Annotated in this window: 21 protein-coding genes; 3 read left to right on the top strand and 18 right to left on the bottom strand. The window is 67.4% G+C overall.

From position 1 onward, the window contains the following. Window positions 1-533 precede the first annotated feature (533 nt). From alc to uraD, 17 genes are all read right to left on the bottom strand, one after another. A complete protein-coding gene (gene alc, locus IBX18_RS32025; RefSeq protein WP_194837222.1) occupies window positions 534-1,553 on the bottom strand; it encodes an allantoicase in 1,020 nt (339 codons plus the stop codon). Further along, window positions 1,546-2,871, bottom strand: a complete 1,326-nt coding sequence (gene allB / locus IBX18_RS32030) for an allantoinase AllB (protein WP_194837223.1) — start codon at window positions 2,869-2,871, stop codon at window positions 1,546-1,548. The genes alc and allB overlap by 8 nt, the downstream gene beginning before the upstream one ends. Further along, a complete protein-coding gene (locus IBX18_RS32035) occupies window positions 2,864-4,045 on the bottom strand; it encodes a glycerate kinase (protein ID WP_194837224.1) in 1,182 nt (393 codons plus the stop codon). The genes allB and IBX18_RS32035 overlap by 8 nt, the downstream gene beginning before the upstream one ends. Beyond that, the gene (gene gcl / locus IBX18_RS32040) at window positions 4,042-5,847 is read right to left on the bottom strand and encodes a glyoxylate carboligase (protein ID WP_194837225.1); all 1,806 of its coding nucleotides are present in this window, start codon (window positions 5,845-5,847) and stop codon (window positions 4,042-4,044) included. The genes IBX18_RS32035 and gcl overlap by 4 nt, the downstream gene beginning before the upstream one ends. A gap of 2 nt (window positions 5,848-5,849) precedes the next feature. Next, a complete protein-coding gene (locus IBX18_RS32045; protein ID WP_194837226.1) occupies window positions 5,850-5,996 on the bottom strand; it encodes a hypothetical protein in 147 nt (48 codons plus the stop codon). Continuing rightward, on the bottom strand, window positions 5,993-6,868 hold the full coding sequence (locus IBX18_RS32050) for an NAD(P)-binding domain-containing protein (protein ID WP_194837227.1): 876 nt from the start codon (window positions 6,866-6,868) through the stop codon (window positions 5,993-5,995). The genes IBX18_RS32045 and IBX18_RS32050 overlap by 4 nt, the downstream gene beginning before the upstream one ends. Window positions 6,869-6,941: 73 nt before the next feature. Then, complete coding sequence (locus IBX18_RS32055) at window positions 6,942-7,745, bottom strand: hydroxypyruvate isomerase family protein (RefSeq protein ID WP_194837228.1); 804 nt, start codon at window positions 7,743-7,745, stop codon at window positions 6,942-6,944. After that, entirely contained in the window at window positions 7,742-8,122 is a 381-nt protein-coding gene (locus tag IBX18_RS32060; protein ID WP_107656072.1) for a gamma-glutamylcyclotransferase, read from the bottom strand. Before IBX18_RS32060 ends, IBX18_RS32055 begins: the two co-directional genes overlap by 4 nt. Window positions 8,123-8,251: 129 nt before the next feature. Next, window positions 8,252-9,319, bottom strand: coding sequence for an XdhC family protein (locus tag IBX18_RS32065; RefSeq protein ID WP_194837229.1), 1,068 nt, complete (start codon window positions 9,317-9,319; stop codon window positions 8,252-8,254). A 13-nt stretch (window positions 9,320-9,332) separates the two neighbouring features. Beyond that, a complete protein-coding gene (locus IBX18_RS32070; RefSeq protein WP_194837230.1) occupies window positions 9,333-10,775 on the bottom strand; it encodes an NCS2 family permease in 1,443 nt (480 codons plus the stop codon). A gap of 156 nt (window positions 10,776-10,931) precedes the next feature. Further along, window positions 10,932-13,265, bottom strand: coding sequence for a molybdopterin cofactor-binding domain-containing protein (locus tag IBX18_RS32075; RefSeq protein WP_194837231.1), 2,334 nt, complete (start codon window positions 13,263-13,265; stop codon window positions 10,932-10,934). Further along, window positions 13,262-14,611, bottom strand: coding sequence for an 8-oxoguanine deaminase (locus IBX18_RS32080; RefSeq protein ID WP_194837232.1), 1,350 nt, complete (start codon window positions 14,609-14,611; stop codon window positions 13,262-13,264). The genes IBX18_RS32075 and IBX18_RS32080 overlap by 4 nt, the downstream gene beginning before the upstream one ends. Further along, the gene (locus IBX18_RS32085) at window positions 14,608-15,081 is read right to left on the bottom strand and encodes a (2Fe-2S)-binding protein (protein WP_194837233.1); all 474 of its coding nucleotides are present in this window, start codon (window positions 15,079-15,081) and stop codon (window positions 14,608-14,610) included. The genes IBX18_RS32080 and IBX18_RS32085 overlap by 4 nt, the downstream gene beginning before the upstream one ends. After that, window positions 15,081-15,950: a xanthine dehydrogenase family protein subunit M gene (locus IBX18_RS32090; protein ID WP_194837234.1), complete on the bottom strand. Its 870-nt coding sequence runs from the start codon at window positions 15,948-15,950 to the stop codon at window positions 15,081-15,083. The genes IBX18_RS32085 and IBX18_RS32090 overlap by 1 nt, the downstream gene beginning before the upstream one ends. 2 nt (window positions 15,951-15,952) lie before the next feature. After that, entirely contained in the window at window positions 15,953-16,828 is an 876-nt protein-coding gene (gene pucL / locus IBX18_RS32095; protein WP_107656066.1) for a factor-independent urate hydroxylase, read from the bottom strand. Window positions 16,829-16,831: 3 nt separating this feature from the next. Then, entirely contained in the window at window positions 16,832-17,131 is a 300-nt protein-coding gene (gene uraH / locus IBX18_RS32100) for a hydroxyisourate hydrolase (protein WP_194837235.1), read from the bottom strand. Continuing rightward, entirely contained in the window at window positions 17,128-17,640 is a 513-nt protein-coding gene (uraD, locus tag IBX18_RS32105) for a 2-oxo-4-hydroxy-4-carboxy-5-ureidoimidazoline decarboxylase (RefSeq protein WP_194837236.1), read from the bottom strand. The genes uraH and uraD overlap by 4 nt, the downstream gene beginning before the upstream one ends. A gap of 162 nt (window positions 17,641-17,802) precedes the next feature. Between uraD and IBX18_RS32110 the strand changes: the two genes are divergently transcribed. Next, complete coding sequence (locus IBX18_RS32110) at window positions 17,803-19,308, top strand: PucR family transcriptional regulator (RefSeq protein ID WP_107656063.1); 1,506 nt, start codon at window positions 17,803-17,805, stop codon at window positions 19,306-19,308. Between the two features lie 113 nt (window positions 19,309-19,421). Here IBX18_RS32110 and IBX18_RS43245 read toward each other — a convergent pair whose 3' ends face one another. Further along, window positions 19,422-19,961, bottom strand: coding sequence for a MarR family winged helix-turn-helix transcriptional regulator (locus IBX18_RS43245; RefSeq protein WP_194837237.1), 540 nt, complete (start codon window positions 19,959-19,961; stop codon window positions 19,422-19,424). A gap of 75 nt (window positions 19,962-20,036) precedes the next feature. Here IBX18_RS43245 and IBX18_RS32120 point away from each other — a divergent pair, with 75 nt between their 5' ends. Both IBX18_RS32120 and IBX18_RS32125 read left to right on the top strand, forming a co-directional pair. Next, window positions 20,037-20,756, top strand: a complete 720-nt coding sequence (locus tag IBX18_RS32120; RefSeq protein ID WP_194837238.1) for an SDR family NAD(P)-dependent oxidoreductase — start codon at window positions 20,037-20,039, stop codon at window positions 20,754-20,756. A gap of 113 nt (window positions 20,757-20,869) precedes the next feature. Further along, a complete protein-coding gene (locus IBX18_RS32125; RefSeq protein ID WP_107656060.1) occupies window positions 20,870-21,802 on the top strand; it encodes a family 2A encapsulin nanocompartment shell protein in 933 nt (310 codons plus the stop codon). Window positions 21,803-22,106 lie beyond the last annotated feature (304 nt).

The following is a 22,106-nucleotide window of genomic DNA, read 5'->3' on the forward strand; positions in this document are numbered from 1 at the left end:
CTCCCCCAGGCTGTGTCGATCCACGTGATCGGACACTACCGCCAGGTCGGGCAGGGCCGTTCCGGGGTGCGGGATCTGAAAAAGGCGCGCCTCCCCAGGTTTTCCTCCGATAGTGCTGAGCGCGTCGCCTGCCGTACCCGACTTCCCCCTGCTGTCAGTCACGCGGTGTCAAGTTCCCGAGGTGGTCATCTGGCTGTGGTCACGTCACGAGAACCCGCAATCGACGGGAGTCATATGGTCGCTAGTTGATCATCACCAACGACCATTCGACTCCGCTCGACCCCACGAACAACCATTTGACTCTGCTCGATCCCCCGATCATCTCGAAATCGGCACCACAGCCAGCCAGCCAGGCCGGAACCCGCCCCCACGCACCTAGCCGTAAGGGGAAAGCCGGGAACCCCACCTCACGCGCCCAGCACTATCGGAGGAAAACCTGGGTACGCACACCTTCTCGAACGTTGACGCATGGGTCCTCCGGTACCCCCGCAACGGCCTCGCCGATCCGAGTGCTTGCACGCACCTGCAACGAACTACTGAAGCCAGCGCGAGTTCAACGCACGCTCAGCCGCCGCGGTGAGCGAGCCGAGGACCCGAAGCCGAGCGATGCCACCGTCCGGGTAGATGTCCACGCGGACATGCGTAGCCGGACGATCACTGGGCGCAAGCCGGAACCGGTGGGGTGTGTCGGGTTGCAGCGTTGTCCTCGCCAGCAGTTCGAACCAGGCGGAATCATCAGCGGACGGCAGGGGCTCTGGGCCTTGGTGATCGATACCCAGGATGCGGGTTTCGCCGGGTGCGTTGAACAGCAGGTTGGTGGTGTCGAGTTCGATCAGTGCCGGAACGCCCTGGGCTGCAAGTTCGATGACCGCCCAGTCGTTTCCGTTGTCGCGGCGGCGCGCGGTTTCCCAGCCCTCGGCCTGGTTGCGAGCCAGGCCGGGCGAGAGCATGTTGTCAGGGGCGGAGTAGAACATGTTGGAGCAGGCCACTGTTCGAGCGCCGTTTTCGAGGGCCGCGAGGTCTACGGTGAGACCGGTGAGCAAGGTCGGATCCGGGACCACCTCGCCGTGCACACGCAGCCGCGCCACGCCGCCGTCCGGGAAGATGTTCAGGCGGACGTGGGTGAAGATGCGGTCGTCGGCAACGGGCAGTTCATGTTTCGCGTCGCCGCCCAGTGCACTGCGCGGCACGATCTCCACCCACTCGGCCGAATCCAGTTGCGACGGTGACGGGTAGCCGGGAGCGCGGCAGGCCTCAACAGAGGTGAACGGCGGATAGTTGCCTTTGAACCAGGCGGTGTCGATGACAACGCCACGGATCACCCCGGGCATACCGAGCCGGATGATCGCCCAGTCGTGGCCGGGCCCGCGATGCCGGCGAGTCTCCCAACCGTCGTACTCCTGGCCTTTCGGCCCGAAGGTGTGCTCGGCGAACCGCGGTTCCCAAGGGTTGATCAGGTTTTCCCGCTCTTCGAACGACTCGTCGCTCGCGGCGACCACCCCGGCGCGGTGCGTGCGCAGCGCCAGGTCGGGCAGGTTGGTGAAGTCAGACATGGTTCCCTATCCGGTTGTGGTGCAAGGAGATCAGGCTGCCCGCGGGCGGGTGGCCGTTGCCGACGACCCGCCCGCGCAGCCAAGTGGCGTGCACGAGCCCGCGCAGTTCCCGGCCGCCGTAGGGCGTGATCGGATTCTTGTGCGCCAGCGCGCCCGGATCGACGGTGATCGGCGCCCACGGATCGAACGCGACCAGGTCGGCGTCGCACCCGATCGCGATCCGCCCCTTGTGCGACAACCCGGCCAGTTCGGCGGGTGCGGCGGCCATCCAGCGGACCACATCGGTCAGCCGGAAGCCCCGCTCGGCGGCGGCGGTCCACACGGCGGGCAACCCGATCTGCAACGACGAGATGCCGCCCCATGCGGTCGCGAAGTCGCCTTCCTTCAGCTCGGGCGTGCACGGCGAATGGTCGGAGACCACACAGGACAGCACCCCGTCGGCCAAGCCCTGCCACAGCGCGTCCTGGTTACCAGCGTCACGGATCGGCGGGCAGCACTTGAACGCGGTGGACGACGCCTCGGCCGCCGACAGCGTCAGATAGTGCGGGCAGGTCTCCGCGGTGATCCGCACCCCACGCGCCTGCGCCGCAGCCAGCGGTTCGAGACAGGCCGCCGCCGAGACGTGCAGGATGTGCGCGCGCACGCCGGTCGCTTCGGCCAGCGCGATAACCTCTTGCACCGCAGCCTTTTCCGCCGCCCCCGGCCGCGAATCCAGGAACGCGCGGTACGACCCGTCGACCGGATCATGCAGTCGCACCGGATCTTCGGCGTGCACGACGAGCAGCCCGTCGAACGCCGCGAGCTCCCGCATCACCTGCTCCACCTCGCCGAGCCCGAGTGGCGGGAATTCGTCCACCCCAGAAGGCGACAGGAAGCATTTGAAGCCGACCACGCCCGCCTCGTGCAACGGCCGCAGCGACGACAGGTTGCCGGGGATAGCACCGCCCCAGAACGCAACATCCACATGACACTGCCCGGCCGCAACAGACCGCTTGGTCTCCAAATGCGGCACGGTAACCGTCGGCGGCAGCGAGTTCAGCGGCATGTCCACGATCGTGGTCACCCCGCCCGCCGCGGCAGCCTTGGTGGCCGTGGCGAAACCCTCCCACTCGGTCCGCCCCGGCTCGTTGACGTGCACATGCGAGTCCACCAGACCGGGCAGCACAACGAGATCCGCGAGGTCGGTGGTCGCCGCCGCGGGCAGCACCGCGTCGTAGTCCGCCAGCGCGACGATCTTGCCGTCCCGCACGGCAATCGCGGCCGCGCGGATCCCCTCCGGCAGCGCGACCCGCCGGGATCGGATGACCAGATCATGCATGGGCGCTCGCTCCCAGCCAGGCCCCGGCGATCTCACCGGCCAGCCGTTCCAACAGTGGTCCCGCGTTCGCCATGCAGACCTCCGGGTCGGGTTCGAGGTCGGTCAGCGCGTACGCCTGCTCGATGTGGGCGCGGCGCAGCTGCTCGCCGGTGAGCGAGCGCTGGCCGGCCACCGCGACGACCGGCACGGTGGCGCCTGCCGCGGCTCGAGCGACCCCGACCGGCGCTTTGCCGTGCAGGGTCTGCGGATCGAGCGAGCCCTCACCGGTGATCACCAGCCGGGCCCCCTCGATCTGCTCGGTGAACGACATCAGCTCCAGAATGAGCTCGATGCCAGGCCGCACCGTCGCGCCGAGGAAGGCGAGCGCGGCGTAGCCGACCCCGCCCGCAGCACCGGCGCCAGGCCGGTCCGCGACGTCGGCGCCGAGATCCCGTTCGACGATCGAGGCCAAACGTGCCAGGCCCCACTCCAATTCGTCGATGTCGCTACTTCGCGCGCCCTTCTGCGGGCCGTAGATGTGCGCGGCTCCGCGCGGTCCGAGCAGCGGATTGTCCACGTCGGATGCGACGATCACCGGCACCTGCAACATCTCGCTGGCATCGATGCGCGCCAATCTGCTCAGCGCCGCACCGCCCGGCGGCAGCTCGCGACCGTGGTCGTCGAGGAAGCGCACGCCGAGGGCCGACATCATGCCCACTCCCCCGTCGGTGCACGCGCTGCCGCCGAGACCGAGCACGACCCGGCGCGCGCCGCGGGTGGCGGCCGCGCGGATCAGCTCGCCGGTGCCGTAACTCGTTGCCGTCATGGCGGTTTGCAAGGTCGGCCGAATAGGCAGCCGACGCAGGCCGGACGCTTCCGCCAGCTCGATCACGGCCGCCTCGCCCCTCATCGCGAACGAAGCAGCCACCGGCAATCCCAGCGGCCCGGCGACGCTCGTCTGAAAGCGGACGAAGCCCGACTCCACGACGGCGTCGACCGTACCGTCGCCCCCGTCTGCCACCGGCATGCTGACGACGGGGAGGTCCGGGCGTACCCGGCGGAGTCCGGTGACGATGTGCGCGGCGACCTGAGGCGCGGTCAGCGACCCCTTGAACTTGTCGGGGGCGACGACGCAATGGCCATCGCGCCACCCGCCGCGCACATCTTTCGAGCGGGGCGCGTCCGGCCCGCTCACCTGCCGCCTCCGACCGGTTCCGGTTCCGGTTCGATGGCGACGGTGGCAGTGGGCGCGTCCGCGGCGGACTGCGCCAGTTCCTCGAATTCGACGATGTTGTCGATCTCCAAGCCCATCGACACATTGGTGACGCGTTCGAGGATGCATTCGACGACCACCGGCACCCGGTGTTCGACGATCAACTTCTTGGCGTCTTCCAGCGCCTGGCCGATCCGGTCCGGTTCGAAGACCCGAATGGCCTTGCAGCCCAGCCCTTCCGCGACTTTGACGTGATCGACACCGTAGCCGCCGACCTCCGGGCTGTTGATGTTGTCGAAGTCGAGCTGAACGTAGTAGTCCATGGAGAAGTTGCGCTGCGCCTGGCGGATCAAACCCAGGTACGAGTTGTTCACCAGCACATGGATGTACGGGATGTTGAACTGGGCGCCGACCGCCAATTCCTCGATGAGGAACTGGAAGTCGTAGTCACCCGACAGCGCGACCACCGTCGAATCCGGATCGGCGGTCGCGACGCCGAGGGCGGCGGGCAGCGTCCAGCCCAGTGGTCCGGCCTGCCCCGCGTTGATCCAGTGCCGCGGCTTGTAGACGTGCAGCAGCTGCGACGCCTGGATCTGTGAGAGCCCGATGGTGCTGACGTAGCGGACGTCCGGCCCGAACGCCCGGTTCATCTCCTCGTAGACCCGCTGCGGCTTGATCGGCACGTTGTCGAAGTGGGTCTTGCGCTGGCCGAGCTGCTTTCGCGCCCGGACCTGCCCCGCCCAGTCGCTACGGTCGGGCAGCTTGCCGGCCGCCGCGAGCTCGCGGGCGACCTCGATGAACACCTGCAGCGCCGCACCCGCATCGGAGGTGATGCCGAAGTCCGGTGCGAAGACCCGGCCGATCTGGGTCGGCTCGATGTCGACGTGCACGAAAGTGCGGTCCTTGGTGTAGGTCTCGACCCCGCCGGTGTGCCGGTTGGCCCACCGGTTGCCGATCCCCAGCACGAAATCCGATTCGAGCATGGTGGCATTGCCGTACCGGTGCGAGGTCTGCAAGCCGACCATGCCCGCGTGCAACGCGTGGTCGTCGGGGATCGTGCCCCAGCCCATCAGGGTCGGCACCACGGGAACACCGGTCAGTTCGGCGAATTCGACGAGCAGTTCGGCGGCGTCGGCGTTCACGATGCCGCCACCGGCCACCAGCAGCGGACGCTGGGCCGCGTTCAGCATGGCGATGGCCTTCTCGGCCTGCGCCCGGGTCGCCGCGGGCCGATGCACCACGAGTGGCTCGTAGGTGTCGATGTCGAACTCGATCTCAGCGAGCTGCACATCGATCGGCAGGTCGATCAGCACCGGACCGGGCCTGCCCTCCCGCATCAGCTGAAAGGCCTTCTGGAAGCTACCGGGCACCTGCGCGGGCTCCAATACCGTGACCGCCCACTTGGCGACCGGCGCGGCGATCGAGGAAATGTCAACGGCCTGGAAGTCCTCCTTGTGCAGCTTCGCCACCGGCGCCTGACCGGTGATGCACAGGATCGGGATGGAATCGGCGCTGGCCGAGTACAACCCGGTGATCATGTCGGTCCCCGCGGGCCCCGAGGTGCCGATGCAGACACCGATGTTGCCCGCCGTGGCGCGGGTATAGCCCTCGGCCATGTGCGAGGCCGCTTCGACGTGGCGTGCGAGCACGTGCTTGATGCCGCCGTGCGCGCGCATCGCGCTGTAGAAGGGGTTGATCGCCGCGCCGGGCAGCCCGAACGCCTGTGTCGCGCCTTCTTTTTCGAGAATCAGGACCGCGGCGTCGACGGTACGCATCCGTGCCATGGTCAACGCTCCTTGTTCTGGCTTGTGTTGCGTGTTTGCATCGCGTGCGGCTTCGCACGGTCGGCAGGTTTCTCGCTGCGCACCCAGCCGTCGGGCAGCCGGATGCCGCAGGCTTCGTGCCGCGCGAGCGGCGGCGCGGGCATTCTCATGCCTCGCCTCGACCCGACAGCGCCTCGGCGACCAGCAGCAGACCGGAGTGGTCCAGCGAGCCGTAGCCCATGGCGCGGCCCGCCGCGATCAGCTGCGCGGTGAGCGCGCCCATCGGGATCGACACCTCGGCCTCGCGGGCGGCCTGCAGGATGATGCCCATGTCCTTGTGGTGCAGGTCGATCCGGAAGCCCGGCACGAAGTTGCGAGCCAGCATGGTTTCGCGCTTGAGCTCAAGGATCTTGCTGCCTGCCAGACCGCCGGCCAGCACATCGAGGCCCTTGCCCGCGTCGGCTCCCAGGTTCTCCATCAGCAGGATCGCCTCGGCGACCAGGGCATACGTGCCGCCGACGACGAGCTGGTTGGCCGCTTTGACGCATTGGCCCGCACCGCTGCCGCCGACCAGCGCGAAGGTCTTACCGACCGCCTCGAAAATCGGGGTGGCCGCCGCGAAGTCGGCTTCGGAGCCGCCGACCATGATCGACAGGGCCGCGTTGATCGCCCCGTTCTCCCCGCCGCTGACCGGCGCGTCCAGCACCCGCAGGCCGTTCTTCTTGCCCTGCTCGGCCGTCCATTTGGCGGTCTTCGGGGTGATGGTGGAGAAGTCGATGTAGAGCGAGCCGGGGACGGAGTGCTCGACGATCTCGGGGAAGACCTGCTCGATGTGCTCGTCCTGCGGCAGCATCGTGATGATGATGTTCTTGTCGCGGACCGCCTCGGCGACGCTGGCCGCAGCGGAACCGCCCGCCTCCTCGAGCTTTTCGAGACCCTTCGGGCCGATGTCGTAACCGGTCACGTCGTGCCCGGCCTTGACGAGGTGGCCCGCCATCGGGCTACCCATGATCCCCAAGCCGATAAAACCGATACTGCTCATGCCTGCGCCTCGCTTCGCTCGGCTCCGGCATGCCCAAGGGGCGCTGTGTCGATGATTCGTTCGCTGCGCTCACTCATGCCTGCATCCACTTCCAATCAAGCTCGGGGTCTTTGTATTCGAGGCCGATCCAGCCGTCATAACCTGCGGCGGCGAGGGTTTGGAACAGCGTGTCGAAGTCGAGTTCACCGCTCCCCGGCCGGCCACGACCCGGGTCGTCGGCGATCTGCACGTGGCCGATGTGCTGGGCGTAGGTCTTGATCACCTGGATCAGGTTTTCGTCCATGCGCGCCAGGTGGTACAGGTCGCACAGGAAGCGCACGTTCGGCTCGCCGGTCTGCTCGATCACGCGCACGGCGTGCTCGGCGCCGACGATCGGATAGTGCGGCGACTCATGCGCATTCAGCGCCTCGACCAGTACGGCGGCACCGATCCGAGCGGCGGCACGAGCGGCCAGCCGCAAGTTCTCCAGAGCGAGTTCGTCCTGCTTCGCCGGGTCCTCGCCGGCGATGCGGTTGCCGTAGAGGGCATTCAGCGCCCGGCAGCCGGTACGTTCGGCGATCCCGACGGCTACCTCGATGTTGTCGCGGAACCGGGTGATCTCACCGGGGACGGAGACCAGCCCTCGCCCCACCGGAATAAGGTCGATGAAATTCAACCCGACCAGCTGCACACCGGCTTCATCGATAGCGCCCACGAACGCGTCGATCTCTTTGTCCCCCGGCGTGGGATCCTCGCCGAAGGGCCACCAGAATTCGACCGCGTCGAAACCGGCCGCCTTGGCTGCGGCCGGACGCTCCAGCAGCGGTAGATCGGTGAAAAGAATAGAGCAATTGACGTCGAATCTCGGGAGACCGGACTCCCCTGCGTAATGCTTCATTCAGCTCCTTCTCGATATTTCTTCCAGCTGCCGATGCGGGTGATGTCGATCAGCTCCGGGTACGACGTCGGCGGCCTGCGCAACACCATCGACAGGACCGACCTGCCGTCGTCCAGCTCGATCGCGCCGAGCTCCAGCTCCGGCGGTTCCGCAGGTAGCAGGCTTTCGCGCAGGACGTCGAGCGGCACGTCGAACAGTTCGCCGGTGATCGAGTAGCCGCCGTCCGGCGACGGGTCGAGGCCGGGAAAACGGTCGCCGACCGAGAAGAATCGGTAGCGTGGCGCGGTTTTCGCCTCACCGGCGAACGGCGCACCGTTCAACAGGTGGTTGAGCGGCCCTCCGCGCATGGCGGAACCGTTCAGGAAAATCAACGGCATTATCGGGTCCTTTTGTATCGAATTTCATCAAGTATGCGTGGATTACGCGGTGTTCGGATAGATGAGATCAACCCAAAGCTGATCGAGCATTCCGAAGTCGAATTCGTATGATGCTCCAGCCGAATACCGTCACCGGGTCGGCAGCAGGTCCCGATGGATGGCTCCGTCGGTGGTATTGAGTGGCCGGGCCGAGCCGCCGCGCCGGACCGCGACGATTTCCGCGGCGATGGCGACAGCGGTCTCCTCGGCAGTGCGCCCGCCCAGGTCGAGTCCGATCGGCGAATGCAGCACCGCCAGTTCGGCTTCGGAGAGACCGGCGGCGCGCAGACTGGCCATCCGATCCTCATGCGTGCGTCTCGAACCCATCGCGCCGACATAGGCGACCGGCAGCCGTAATGCTTTCTCCAGCAACGGGATATCGAACTTCGCATCATGCGTCAGCACACACAGCACGGTCCGGGAGTCGACCGCGGTGCGCGCGAGGTACCGGTCGGGCCACTCCACGACGACCTCGTGCGCGTCGGGGAACCGCGCCCGCGTGGCGAACACGGGGCGGGCATCGCAGACCGTGACGTGATAGCCGAGAAACCGGCCCATCCGCGTGACGGCGGCCGCGAAATCTATTGCGCCGAACACGATCATGCGCGGCGGCGGTACGTACGATTCCACGAAGACCGTCAATTCCCGGTCGCCGCAACCGATGACACGCACGCCGGTCGCGCCGATGTCGAGCATGGCCCGCGCTTCGGCGGCTACCACCGGATCGAAACTTGCCCCGAGCATCCACCACGGCCCCAAAGCCATTGCGGCCCCGGTGTTCAGGTCGCGGGCCAGCGCCACCGGCTCGGCCGATCGCAGCAGGGCCTCGATCGTGTCGTGCTCGGCAGGTGTGACGATCTGGACGAACACCTCGATCTTGCCCCCGCAGGTCAGCCCGACGGCGAACGCGTCGTCGTCGCTGTACCCGAAGGTTTCGCGCACCGGCTGCCCGGTGCGCAGTGCCTCGCGGCAGAGCTCGTACACCGCACCTTCGACGCAGCCACCGGAAATGCTGCCGATGACAACACCTTCGGCATCCACCGCCAGGGCGGCGCCCGGCGGCCGCGGCGCACTGCCGCTGACGCCGATCACGGTGGCCACGGCGTAGGTCTTACCCGCCGTATGCCAGGGCAGGAGCTCTGCCGCGAGGTCACGCATTGTTTCCGCCGTTCTATCCGCCGAGCATCAGTTCGATGGCCGCGATGCCGAAGTACCCGGCGAAGACCGCCGCGACCACCCAGATCAGCCAGTGGATCTCGCTGAACTTGCCCCGCGCCGCCTTGATCACCACGAAGGCAATGACGCCCGCACCGACACCATTGGTGATCGAGTAGGTGAACGGCATCAGCACGATCGTCAGGAAGGCCGGGACGGCGACTTCCAGATCGGCCCAGTCGATCTTGCGCGCCTGGGTCATCATCAGCGCACCGACCAGCACCAGCGCCGGCGCGGCGGCCTGGATCGGCACCACGGCCGCGAGCGGGGTGAACAGCACTGCGAGACAGAACAATCCACCGGTCATCACACTGGCCAGCCCGGTACGTGCGCCCTCACCGACACCCGTCGCGGACTCGACGTACACGGTGTTGCCCGCGCCGCCGCTCACACCGCCGATGACCTGCCCGATACCGTCGACGGTCAGCACCTTGCCGAGGCCCGGCATGGTGCCGCGCTCGTCGAGCAGACCCGCCTCGTCACAGACCCCGAACACGGTGCCCATGGCGTCGAAGAACCCGGTGAGCACCAGCGTGAACAGCACGACGCCCGCGACCAGCCCACCCGCCCTGGCGAATCCGCCGAGCAGGTCGATATCGAGCACCAACCCGAAGTCCGGCGCGGCGAAGAACCCCTTCGGCGTCTCCGGCACCACCGGACCCCACGTCTTCGGATCGACCTTCGCCAGCGAGTTGACCACGATGGCGAGCACCGTGGCGACGGCGATGCTGATCAGGATGGCGCCCGGCACCTTTCGGATGAACAGTGCCAGCATGAGCAGCAATCCGACGGCGAAGATCACTACCGGCCACCCGGAAAGGTGCCCACCGGCGCCGAGCGTGACCGGCGGACCGGTCTGCGCACCGTGGCCGACCACACCGGCCGAGACCAGGCCGATCATCGCGATGAACATGCCGATGCCGACGCCGATCGCGTTCTTCAGCGACAGCGGAATGGCATTGATGATCATCGTGCGCAGGCCGGTCGCGGCCAGAATCACGATGACCACGCCCATCAGCACCACCAGGCCCATGGTCTGCGGCCACGTCATGTGCGGGGCCGCCTGGAAGGCGACCACCGGGACGACGCCCAGGCCGGCCGCCAGGGCGAGTGGTACGTTGCCGACGAGGCCCATCAGAATGGTGCTGAGCCCGGCCGAAAACGCGGTGGCAGTGGTGAGTTGAGCGATGCTCAGGGTGTTGCCGTCGATGTCCTTGACCCCGCCGATGATCAGCGGGACGAGCAGGATGACGTAGGCCATCGCGACGAAAGTGGTGATACCGCCGCGGATTTCGCGGGAGACGGTGGTCTTGCGTTCGCTCAGCCGAAAGAATCGGTCGAGCGGGGATCTTCCGGTGACCGGCTCCGGGACGGAGGAGTGGGTCTGGACTTGGGTCATTGGCGTGCCCTCCTCGGGGCATAGCCGACCTACGAACCGGCCGTCATGGCCGGATCGCGTGGTTCGGTTCTGCTGTTGTGGGGTCTGTGTTGCGTTGTCACGCAGGCGATGTCGCAAGCGACACGGTGCCCACGTGACGGACACAACCCCTGTTGATCAACTGCTCCGGATGATGTCTTCCGGACGCACCGGCACTCGGTTGATGTGCACGGTTCCTCCCGCGGAACGGCATGCGTCCCGAATGGCCGCGACGACCGCGGGAGTCGAGGAGAGCGTGGGTGGCTCTCCGGCGCCGCGCAGCCCGTATGGGGCGTGCGGGTCGGCGTTTTCGAGAATCTCCAGCCGCTGTGGCGGCATATCGAGAATCGTGGGGATCAGGTAGTCGGTGAAGGACGGGTTGAGCACCTTTCCGTCGCGGACCTGAATTTCCTCCATGACCGCGAGGCCGAGGCCCTGGGCGGAGCCACCGTGGATCTGGCCCTCCAGCGACAAGCGGTTCATGATCTTTCCGACATCTTGGACGGCGTCCAGCGCAACGACTTTGACCAGACCCAGTTCGGTGTCGACATCCACCACGGCCCGGTGCACGCACAGGGCGAGCTGGGTGTGGCTGTCGCCCTGACCCGTCACGGGATCCATGCCGGTGGTCGGCTTGTGATGGAACTCCCTTGTCTCCTCGATGATTTCGTCACCGAGCAGATCCACGAGCGCGGCATACACCTCACCGGTGTGCGAGACCACCTTGCCGCCGACCAGCCGAAGTCCGCGGGCAGCGCCGAAACGTCCTTGGGCCAGGGCGAGTACGCGCATCCGCACCGCCTCGCACGCGGCCTTCACCGCACCACCGGTCATATAGGTCTGCCGGGAGGCCGACGAGGAGCCGGAGCTGCCGACCTGGTTGTCGGCCGGATGGATGGTGACCCTCTCGACGCCGAGTTCGGTGCGCGCGATCTGTGCTTCGACGGTGACCAGCCCTTGGCCGACCTCGGCCGCGGCGGTGTGCACCAGCGCGACCGGTTCGCCGCCGATGACTTCCAGCCGGACCCGCGCCGTGGAGTAGTCGTCGAAACCCTCGGAGAAGCAGATGTTCTTGATACCGACGCCGTAACCGATGCCACGCACAACACCCTCGCCGTGGGTGGTTTGCGAGGCACCACCGGGCAGGTTCCGGATATCGGCGACATCCAGCGGCGCGGGCAGCGGCATGTCGCGCGCCTGACCGAGCATCTCGGCCATCGGCATCGGCGCGTGCACCACTTGCCCGGTCGCGATCTTGGAACCCTGACTCACGGCGTTGATCTGCCGCACGTGCACCGGATCGAGCCCGACCGCCTCGGCGATCTTGTCCATCATCGACTCGTGCGCGAAACACGCCTGCACCGCACCGAATCCGCGCATCGCGCCGCACGGCGGGTTGTTCGTGTAGACGCCGTACGCGTCGATCTCGAGGTTCGGGATCTCGTAGGGACCCACCGCGAGCGAGGCCGCGTTGCCGGTGACGTTGAGCGTGGCGGAGGTGTAGGCCCCGCCGTCCAGCACGATCCGGACCTTGGCGAACACGATCTTCCCGGCCCGGGTGACGCCGTACTCGTAGCGCATCTGCGCCGGATGCCGGTGCACGTGCCCGAAGAAGGACTCCTCGCGGTTGTACATCATCTTGACCGGCTTGCCGGTGTAGAGCGCCAGCATGCCCGCGTGGATCTGCATGGACAGGTCCTCGCGGCCGCCGAACGCGCCACCGACGCCGGCCAGCGTCATCCGCATCTTGTCCTCGGCCAGATCCAGACAGGGACCGATCTGCGTGAGGTCCCAGTGCATCCACTGCGTGGCCACGTAGAAGTCCAGGCCGCCGTCCTCGGCGGGCACCACCAGGCCGGACTCCGGACCGAGGAACGCCTGGTCCTGGATGCCGACCTCGTAATCCTCGGCGATCACCACCTCGGCCAGCGCCCGGCCGACCTCCATGTCGCCGACGCGCACCGGCTGATACCGGGTGATGCCGCCGCGCTCCTGCACCTTGTGCCGCTCCGGGTCGGCGACCACGGCGAGCGGATCGGTGATCGGCTGCAGCACCTCCCACTCGATCACGATGGCTTCCATTGCGCGCCGGGCGATCTCGGGATGATCGGCGGCGACCAGGGCAATCGGCTCACCGTGGTGGCGGACCTCGTCGATGGCGAGCACCGGCTGGTCCCAGGTGTGGTCGAGCCCGTACATCTTGCGGCCGGGCACGTCCTCGTGGGTCAAAACAGCGTGCACGCCGGGCAGTTTCAGCGCGGGGCCGATATCGACGCGCAGGATGCGGGCGCGCGGATGCGGGCTGCGCAGGGTCGCACCCCAGAGCATGCCGTCGATCCACAGATCCGAGGAGTAGGCGAATTCGCCCTTCACCTTGAGGGTGCCGTCGGGCCGCAGCGGGCTCTCGCCGACGCCGCCCTTGCCGGGTGCGGCGACCTCACCGGGGAAACGGGTGGTTCGAGCCGAGGTCATCGAGACTCCTCCTGTAGCAGGCGATTCCGCGCGGCCGCGCCGGCCCGGCCGACCGCGTCGTGCGAGACGGTGCGCAGCTCGTCGTTCTCCACGACGGTGCGACCACCGACCAGCAGCCGGGCCAGCGGCGGCGTCGGCCCGAAGACCAACGTGCACACCGGATCCTGGACCGCGGCGCGGAACCCGTCGACCCGCCACATGGCGATGTCGGCGAGCTTGCCGGGTTCCAGGCTGCCGATCTCCAACTGGCGACCCAGGTTTCGGGCACCACCCAAGGTGCCGACCTCCAAGGCCTGGCGCGCGGTCAGCGCGGTCGGGCCGTGCACCGCCCGCTGGAACAGCATGGTCTGGCGCAGTTCACCGGCCAGCGAGGTCAACTCGCTGGACGCCGCGCCGTCCACCCCGAGGCCGACCGGGGCACCCGCCGCCAGCAGGTCGGTGATGCGGGCGATGCCCGCGCCGAGCCTGGCGTTGGAGCTCGGGCAATGCGCCATGCCCGTGCCGGTCTCGGCGAAGCGGCGAATATCGGCGTCGTGCAGGTGCACGGCATGCGCGAACCAGACGTCGTCGCCGAGCCAGCCGAGCTTCTCCATGTATTCGACCGGCGTGCAGCCCATCTGCTCGCGGCAGTGCTCTTCCTCGTCGAGCGTCTCGGCGAGATGGGTGTGCAGCCGAACGCCTTTGCTGCGCGCCAGCGACGCGGCGTCGGTCATCAGGCCTTCGCTCACCGAGAACGGTGAGCACGGCGCCACCGCGACGCGCAGCATCGAGTCGAACGACGGATCATGGTACTTATCAATGATTTCCGCAGTGTTCAGCAGGATCGCGTCACGATCCTCGACTACCTCGTCCGGCGGCAGCCCGCCGTCGGACTGACCACGGTCCATCGAACCGCGGCACGGATGGAACCGGATGCCGAGCTCGCGGGCGGCCCGCACCTCGGCGTCGAACAGATCTCCGCGCCCCTGCGGGAAGACGTAGTGGTGATCACTGCTGGTGGTGCAGCCGGTCAGCGCCATCCAGCCCAAACCGGCCGAGGCCGCGCCGTAGACGACGTCGGCGTCCATCCGCGCCCAGGTGCGGTACAGGCCGGTCAGCCACTCGAACAGCGTCGAGTCCTGGAACATGCCCTGGGTCGCCCACTGGTACAGATGGTGGTGCGTGTTGACCAGACCGGGGGTGACCAGGCAGCCCGTGCCGTCGATGCGTTGCGCGTCGGGCACGATGGGCGCCGGTCCCGCGCCGAGTGATTCGATCCTGCCGTCGGCGATCACCAGGTAACCGGACGGGATCTCCGGCCCGACGACCGGCGCGATGTACGCGTTCTCGATAACAGTCTTGCTCATCGCGCCGCCGCCTTTCGCTGTGCCGCGAGCCGCACGGCATCCAGGATTTTCTCGTAGCCGGTGCAGCGGCAGAGGTTTCCGGCCAGTGCCTCGCGGATCTCCGCATCGGAAGGATCGGCATTGTGCTCGATGAGGTCGTGCGCCTGCACGATGAGACCCGGTGTGCAGAAACCGCATTGGACCGCCCCCGCCTCGACGAACGCCTCCTGCATCGGGTCGAGCTGCGCGCCCTTGGTCAGACCCTCCACCGTCCGCACCGAACAGCCCTCGGCCTGACCGGCCGCCACCAGGCAGGAACACACCGGCGTGCCGTTCAAATACACCGTGCAGGAACCACATTCGCCCTGCTCGCAGGCGTTCTTGGAGCCGGGAAGGCCCATCCGTTCACGCAGCATGTAGAGCAGGCTCTCGCCCTCCCACACATCGTCGACGGTCTCCGTGGCACCGTTCACGTCGAAGGTCACGCGCATCAGGCTGCCTTCCTTTCTGTCAGGTAGTCGGTCCATGCCCAGCCCAGCGTGCGGCGGGCCAGCACAGACAGGGCGTGCTTGCGGTAGTCCGCGGTGCCGCGGACGTCATCGATCGGGGCCGCCGCGGCCGACACGAGCGCGCCGAACTCGCGCAGCACGCTGTCGGACAGCGGGGCCGGATCGTGCCAAGGCAGCTGTGCGGCAAGGAATTCCTCAGCGGGCCTCGCGCGCAACGGCGTCGGCCCGGCCGAGCCGATGCCGGTTCGCGCGGTGCCGGTACCTGGATACAGCGCAACGGCGAACGAGCACACGGCGATCACCATGGCGTTACGGGTGCCGACCTTCGAAAAGTACTGCGGCCCTTCGGCCGGCGGCAGCCAGACCGCGCGGATCAGCTCGTCGGGTTCGAGGGCGTTCTTCTTCACCCAGACGTAGAAGTCGTCGATCGGGATCATCCGGGTGCCGCGGGTGGCCGATTCGACCTCGATCACCGCGTTGCCCGCGAGCAGCGCCGGATGGGTGTCCCCGGCCGGTGACGCCGCGCCGAGATTGCCGCCGACGGTGCCGCGGTTGCGGATCTGCGGCGAGCCGACGGTGCGCGAAGCCTGGGCCAAACCCGGCAACTGATTGCCGAGCCGGTTGATGATCCGGACGTACGGCACACCCGCGCCGATGCGCAGCTTGTCGTCGATCTCGCTGTACTCGAACAACTCTCGGCACGGATTGAGGTCGAGCAGGGCGCTCGGGCGGCCCTTGTCGAAGTTGAGCTCGACCATCATGTCGGTGCCGCCCTGGATGGGCGTGGCGTCGGGGCGGTTCGACTTGATGTCGAGGGCGTCCGCCCAGCTGGTGGGTCGCAAGAAGTCCATCGTCACTCCCACGCGGGTCCGGCGGCGGGCGCGTCCTCGCGCAACACGGTGCCTTCGATCAGGCCGTAGGGGCGGTCGGCCGCGTAGAAGACCTCGTTGTCGTTGGTCAGGCCGAAGGCGGACAGGTCGACGACGAAATGGTGCTTGTTGGGCAGCGACAGCCGGACCTCACCGATCTCCGCGCAGGCGGCGAGTACCCGCTCGCCCATCGCGTAGAGGGTTTGTTGCAGTGAGTAGCTGTAGGTTTCGGCGAACGCCTCCAGCATGGCGCGCCTGGCTTCGCGGTAGGTCTTGTCCCAGTCGCTGGGTTCGCCGATGTAGCGCCACTCCGCGTTGACCTCGGTGGCGAGGACGCGGTCGTAGGCCTCTTGCAGCGTCGTGTACTTGTCCTTCAGGTACCCGTGGAACTCCGAACCGGTGGAGTTGAGCACCACCAAGCCCTGCAAACCCGCGACGACCCAAGACTTTTCGCCGTCGTAGTGCACCCGCGCGGTCCGCACCTCCTGTCCCGAGCGAACGAACGAGTGCTGCTCGTTGCTCGCGCCGAGCACGATGCGCTCCCAGGCGTACTCCTCGACGCTGACCCGCGCGTGGTGAATCGTCGGCTGCGAATCCACGAAATGCCGGGCCAGCAACTCACCGAACGCCTCCGGCGACGAGATGCCGTGCTCCTTGGCGAAGGCGAAGACGGTGTTCTTCTGCGTGTCCGTCGGCAATACTGCGCTGTTGTCGCCGGTGAGGTGCACCTCGTCCATGTCGCCGGACAGTGCGACGCCGACATTGAGATCCCGGATCTCGTGCACGCCACCGTTTTTCGTCACGCCGACGACATGGGTCTCCGCTTTGCCATATCGGTTCGGACCGAGCTTGATCGACATTGTTCAGCTACCTCGATAGGTGGAGTAGGAATACGGACTGAGCAGCAGCGGCACGTGGTAGTGCGCCGCCGGGTCGGCGACGGTGAAGTCGATGGCGACCGAGGGGTAGAAGGGGCTGAGCTCGGCGGTGTCGAAAGTCAGCCGGTGCGTGCCGGTTTCGGGAGCGGGCAGGTCTTTGATGCGGCCGTCGTCGTCGGTGTGCCGTTCGGCGAGCACGGTTCCGTCGGCGCGGGACAGCTGGACCCTGAGTCCGGCGGCCGGCCGCCCGGTCACCGCGTTCAGCACGTGGGTAGACAAACTCACTTGTCCCCCAGCAGCTTTCGCACCCGCAGCCGGGTGATGTCGGCGAGCTCGCTCTGTACCTTGATGCGCTCGTCGAGCAGCGAGTTGGCCAGGCGCTTGCGCAGCTCGGTGAGCATCTCCTCGGCGCTGCGGCCGGTGGCGCGGATCAGGAAGACGTGACCGAACCGGTCCTCGTAGGCCCGGTTGCCTGCGGCGAGCTCGGCCCGCACGGCGGCGTCGGCGGTCGCGGCGCCGGACTGTTCGCCGCGCGACCACGCGACCTCCCGCTCGGACAACTCGGCCTTGGCCCGATCGCCGATGCGCGGATGCGCCGCCAGCGCCTCCTCGACATCCGGCCAACTCAGCTCGCACACCGCGGCGACGGCCGCGGCGGTGGCGCTCGCGGCGTCGGGATGGGGCCGCGAGGCCGCCACCTTCTGCGCCCACTGCCGGGACGCGCAGCAGGTCAGCAGTTCCTGCACGGCGCGGTCCGGCGGCAACGAGTTGAGCCATCCGATGTCGCCTGCCATCTGACCTCCTGTCGGGGTTCGCCACTCTGTTCCGCAAGTACACCCGCCGGGGAACATCGCAGCTAGAAACGAGAAATCTGAACTGTGCGCCAGTTCACAACCAACTCTTTGTGCGAATGTCCAAGGGCGTTCACCAGGGGTGCGACTGTTAGCCTTCGCACCGTGCGCCTTCGATCACTGCTGACCATGGCGGACCTGGGACTAGAGCTCGTCACCGGCGAGGAAGAGCTGGACCGGTTCGTGCGCTGGGTGGTGACCACCGACATGCTCGACCCCGGCCGCTACCTCTCCGGCGGCGAGCTCGTGCTCACCGGCATGCAGTGGCGCCACGACCCCGCCGACAGCGAGGTGTTCGTCCGCGCGCTGGCCCAAGCCGGCGTGGCGGGCATGGCCGCGGGTGACGCCAGGTACGGCGGTGCGCCGCCGGACGTGGTCGAGGCCTGTCGCAAGCACCGGATTCCGCTGTTCCGGGTGCCGGAGACGGTCGCGTTCGCCGCGGTCACCGAGCAGATCACCCGCAATCTGTCGACCGGACGGGCCGCGGATCTCACCGCGATCCTGGACCGGCACCGCCAGCTCGTCTCGGGCGCCGGTCTCGGCTCGGTGCTGGAGCTCATCGAACGCGACCTCGGTATGCGCTGCTGGGTGGTGTCGTCCACCGGGCGGGCGGTGGCCGGGCCCGCCACCGCACCGCCGGTCGAGGTGACCACCGCGTTTCTCAGTGCCCGTCGCCTGCCGTGCGCGTTGCTGCACGAGGGCAGCCGCTTCTCCCTGTTCGCGGTGGACGAGCACCGCACCTCGCGGGCCGCGGACTGGTTCCTGGTGTTCGAGGGCGATTACACCGAGTGGCCCGAGGAGCGGCGCGCACTGGCCGGTGAGCTCGCCGCCGTGGTGTCGCTGGAACGCGCCCGTCAGGACGACCGGCAGAGCGCCGAGGGGCGGCTCGCGCAGGAACTCATCGAGCTCATCGTCTCGGATGCCAAGCCGACCGAGATCATTTCGCGGCTGGAACTCACCGGATTGGGGCCCGCCGAGACCTACATCGCCGTCGCGGCCGCCGGCGATGACACGTTGCGGCCCGGCGAATTACGCGTGCTGCTGCGCGAAATCTTGTACGGCAGAAGGCCTGCCGCCGGTGTCGTGGACGGCGAAGCGATCGCGCTGATCCCGGCCGGACCGGACACCCCCGTGATCGACGAAATCAACCGTGCCGTCACCGCTTTGGAGCCCGGACTACGCGGCAGCCGACTATCCGTGGGCGTCAGCGGCGTGGTCGACGGCGAAGGCCTGCGCGGCGCCGTCGAAGAAGCCCGCTACGCCCGCCGCATGGCCGCAGGCCGCCTGCAACCCGCCAGCGTCGTCGGCCACGACGAACTCGCCACCCACATGCTCCTGCTCGCCTCGGTCCCCGACGAGGTCCGCCGCATGTTCCGCCTGCGCCTCCTCGACCCCCTCACCACCTACGACCAGGACAACCGCGCCGACCTCGTCCACACCCTGGAAACCTTCCTAGAGGTCTCCGGCTCCTGGACCAAATGCGCCGACCTCCTCCACGTCCACGTCAACACCCTCCGCTACCGCATCCAGCGCATCGAAGAACTCACCGCCCGCGACCTCTCCCGCCTCGAAGACCGAGTCGACTTCTTCCTCGCCCTAGCCTTGCGCTGAACGGAGTTCTCGCCGCGAAGCAGGCACTCGCTTGGCCGACCACCCCAACGCTCCGCACCATCGCTATGGCGCTTCGCACCGGTTCAGCTGCTGCACAACAAATTCAACGACATCTACGCATCGGCTGAACCGACCTGGGTGATCTTGCGGTTGCCGAGGCGGGACATCAGGTCCTGATGCAGGATGCGCAGTAGGTCGGTCAGGTCGGCCTGCTGTTCGGGGGTCAAGCCGGAGAGCAGGTCTGCTTCGCGGCCGAGGACCTGGTCGACCAGTCGCTCGACGAGGTCGTGGCCGGCCGGGGTGAGGGCGACGACGACGGCGCGCGAGCCGTCGTCCAGGGGTGCGCGGGCGACCAGGCCTTCGGCTTCGGCGCGGGCGACGCGCTGGGAGATGGCGCCTGCGGTGAGCATGGTGTGGTCTTGGAGCTGACGAGTGGTCAGGCGGTATGGCGGGCCGCTGCGGCGGAGCACGCTGAGCAGGTCCAGGGTGGCGGTGTCGGCGTGCTCGGCGGCCAGCACTCGGCGGCGATCGTCGCCGAATACCTTGGCCAAGTGCCAGATTCGGGTTACCACACCGATGCCGTCGACCGGCGTACCCGGGCGCTCACGCCGCCAAGCCAGTGCGATCGCGTCGACGGGATCGTTGTCGTCCATGCCACTCCTCGGTTGCGTTTAGACCTAAACGCCAGCTACGTTTAGGTCTAAACATACCCGATGAAGGAGAGTCACATGGCACGGAACATCGTGGTAACCGGCGGAGCCACCGGCATCGGCCGGGCCATCGCGCGCACCTTCGCGGCCGAGGGCGACACGGTGGTGATCACCGGGCGCCGGGCCGAGCCGCTGCACGCCACGGCCGCGGAACTCGGCGCGACGGCCTACGTCTGCGACGCGACCGATCCGGCACAGATCGAGACGCTGGTCGATCAACTCCCCCGCGAAATCCACGTGCTCGTCAACAACGCGGGCGGCAATACCGACTTCGACCTGAACGCGCCGGCCGACCTGCGGAGCCTGGCCGCCGCCTGGCGAGCCAACCTGGACGCCAACCTGATCAGCGCCGTGCTGATGACCTCGGCACTGCGCGACCGGCTGACGAATCCAGGAGCCGTGGTGAACATCGGCTCGATCGCCGCGGACAAAGGCGCGGGCGCCTACGGCGCGGCCAAAGCCGGACTCGCCTCGTGGAATACGCAGCTGTCCGCCGAGTTGGGCCCGCTCGGCATCACCGCGAATGTCGTTTCCCCCGGCTACATCTCCGACACGGAGTTCTTCCGGGACAAATTGACCGACGAACGGCGCGCATCCCTGATCGCCGCCACCCATACTCGCCGCCCCGGCGTTCCCGACGATATCGCCGCCGCGGTGCACTATCTCGCCTCACCCGCCGCCAGGCAGGTAACCGGTCAGGTGCTCGCGGTCAATGGCGGCGAACGCACCACGCGGTAAGACCGCGCCGCGCGGAGAAAGGCGGGCAATGGGGTCGATACAGGCATTACGGAAAGCGGGGATTAGCATGATCGAGCTGGTAACGGTGGATTTGCCGATCCCGAGGTGGTTCGATGACGAAAGCTGTTCCACGGCCTGTTGCGCTGGGCGATGATGCTGCCCGGACACTGGCTAATGCCACGAAAACCGTTCCGCAGATGGAGTCGATCACCCCACGGTGGTTGGTTCATCTGCTGAACTGGGTTCCTGTCGAGGCCGGTATCTACCGGCGCAACCGGGTTACCCACGAACAAACCGTCGATATTCAGTGCGATAACTTCGACGAGTCTCCGCTTCCGGAGACATTTATCGACTACGAACGCGACCCGCGCGAGTATCGACTCAAGGCGGTGCACACGATTCTCGACGTGCACACGCGCGTTTCAGATTTGTATTCGAGCCCGCACGATCAGATTGCTCAGCAGTTGCGGCTCACCATCGAAGCGATCAAAGAGCACCAAGAGGGCGAGCTGATCAACAGCCCTGACTATGGGCTGATCGCCAATGCCGCGAAAAAGCAGCGGCTGGCGACGATCGCCGGACCGCCGACGCCCGACGATCTCGACAATATGATCACGAAGGTGTGGAAAGAACCCGGATTCTTCCTTACTCATCCGCAGGGCATCGCGGCCTTCGGCAGGGAATGCACCCGGCGCGGTGTGCCGCCGCCGACGGTGAGCATGTTCGGGTCGCAGTTCCTGACCTGGCGTGGCATTCCGATCATTCCGTCGGACAAGGTTCCGGTGGATCGCGGCAAGACCAAGTTCCTGCTGATTCGCACCGGCGAAGCCAGGCAGGGCGTGGTCGGTCTGTATCAGCCGGGTCTGGCCGGCGAACAGGGACCGGGTCTTTCGGTGAAGTTCATGGGTATTGATCGCAGCGCGATCGCGTCGTATCTGGTGTCGCTGTACTGCTCGCTGGCGATTCTGACCGACGATGCGGTGGCAGTGCTCGACGGAGCCGAGGTGGGCAAGTTCCATGACTACGCACCGACCTACCGGAGCTGACATCTCGCGCCCATCCGACGATGGCGGCGCCGAGTGGATGCTGCCGGACGAGGCGACGCTGAATCGCCTTGCCGGAGCCTTCTTCTCGGCGCTGCCGTCGGCGTCGGCGGGACTCCCCGCCGCATCGATGGGCCCGAGTGTGGCGCAACCGGATCTGCCGACCTCACCACCGAACGTGCCGGTACCGTCTCCGGTGCCGACGGCGACGGCGGTTGGCGCGCCCGGGTTCTCGGGCGCGCCGCACCCCGGTGGACATCCGCCGGTAGCGGCATCGTCAGGCGCACAGGAGGTTTCGGGCGCTACG

The organism is Nocardia sp. XZ_19_369 (assembly GCF_015355715.1).
Classification (GTDB): domain Bacteria; phylum Actinomycetota; class Actinomycetes; order Mycobacteriales; family Mycobacteriaceae; genus Nocardia.

Coding starts and splice junctions, on each gene's coding strand:
- IBX18_RS32055 (WP_194837228.1), bottom strand. CDS start 7,745: ATGAAGCATTACGCAGGGGAGTCCGGTCTCCCGAGATTCGACGTCAAT.
- pucL (WP_107656066.1), bottom strand. CDS start 16,828: ATGTCGATCAAGCTCGGTCCGAACCGATATGGCAAAGCGGAGACCCAT.
- uraD (WP_194837236.1), bottom strand. CDS start 17,640: ATGGCAGGCGACATCGGATGGCTCAACTCGTTGCCGCCGGACCGCGCC.
- IBX18_RS32090 (WP_194837234.1), bottom strand. CDS start 15,950: ATGGACTTCTTGCGACCCACCAGCTGGGCGGACGCCCTCGACATCAAG.
- IBX18_RS32065 (WP_194837229.1), bottom strand. CDS start 9,319: ATGCGTGACCTCGCGGCAGAGCTCCTGCCCTGGCATACGGCGGGTAAG.
- IBX18_RS32075 (WP_194837231.1), bottom strand. CDS start 13,265: ATGACCTCGGCTCGAACCACCCGTTTCCCCGGTGAGGTCGCCGCACCC.
- IBX18_RS43245 (WP_194837237.1), bottom strand. CDS start 19,961: ATGGACGACAACGATCCCGTCGACGCGATCGCACTGGCTTGGCGGCGT.
- allB (WP_194837223.1), bottom strand. CDS start 2,871: ATGCATGATCTGGTCATCCGATCCCGGCGGGTCGCGCTGCCGGAGGGG.
- IBX18_RS32080 (WP_194837232.1), bottom strand. CDS start 14,611: ATGAGCAAGACTGTTATCGAGAACGCGTACATCGCGCCGGTCGTCGGG.
- IBX18_RS32060 (WP_107656072.1), bottom strand. CDS start 8,122: ATGCCGTTGATTTTCCTGAACGGTTCCGCCATGCGCGGAGGGCCGCTC.
- IBX18_RS32070 (WP_194837230.1), bottom strand. CDS start 10,775: ATGACCCAAGTCCAGACCCACTCCTCCGTCCCGGAGCCGGTCACCGGA.
- IBX18_RS32125 (WP_107656060.1), top strand. CDS start 20,870: ATGACGAAAGCTGTTCCACGGCCTGTTGCGCTGGGCGATGATGCTGCC.
- IBX18_RS32050 (WP_194837227.1), bottom strand. CDS start 6,868: ATGAGCAGTATCGGTTTTATCGGCTTGGGGATCATGGGTAGCCCGATG.
- IBX18_RS32045 (WP_194837226.1), bottom strand. CDS start 5,996: ATGAGAATGCCCGCGCCGCCGCTCGCGCGGCACGAAGCCTGCGGCATC.
- gcl (WP_194837225.1), bottom strand. CDS start 5,847: ATGGCACGGATGCGTACCGTCGACGCCGCGGTCCTGATTCTCGAAAAA.
- alc (WP_194837222.1), bottom strand. CDS start 1,553: ATGTCTGACTTCACCAACCTGCCCGACCTGGCGCTGCGCACGCACCGC.
- IBX18_RS32085 (WP_194837233.1), bottom strand. CDS start 15,081: ATGCGCGTGACCTTCGACGTGAACGGTGCCACGGAGACCGTCGACGAT.
- IBX18_RS32120 (WP_194837238.1), top strand. CDS start 20,037: ATGGCACGGAACATCGTGGTAACCGGCGGAGCCACCGGCATCGGCCGG.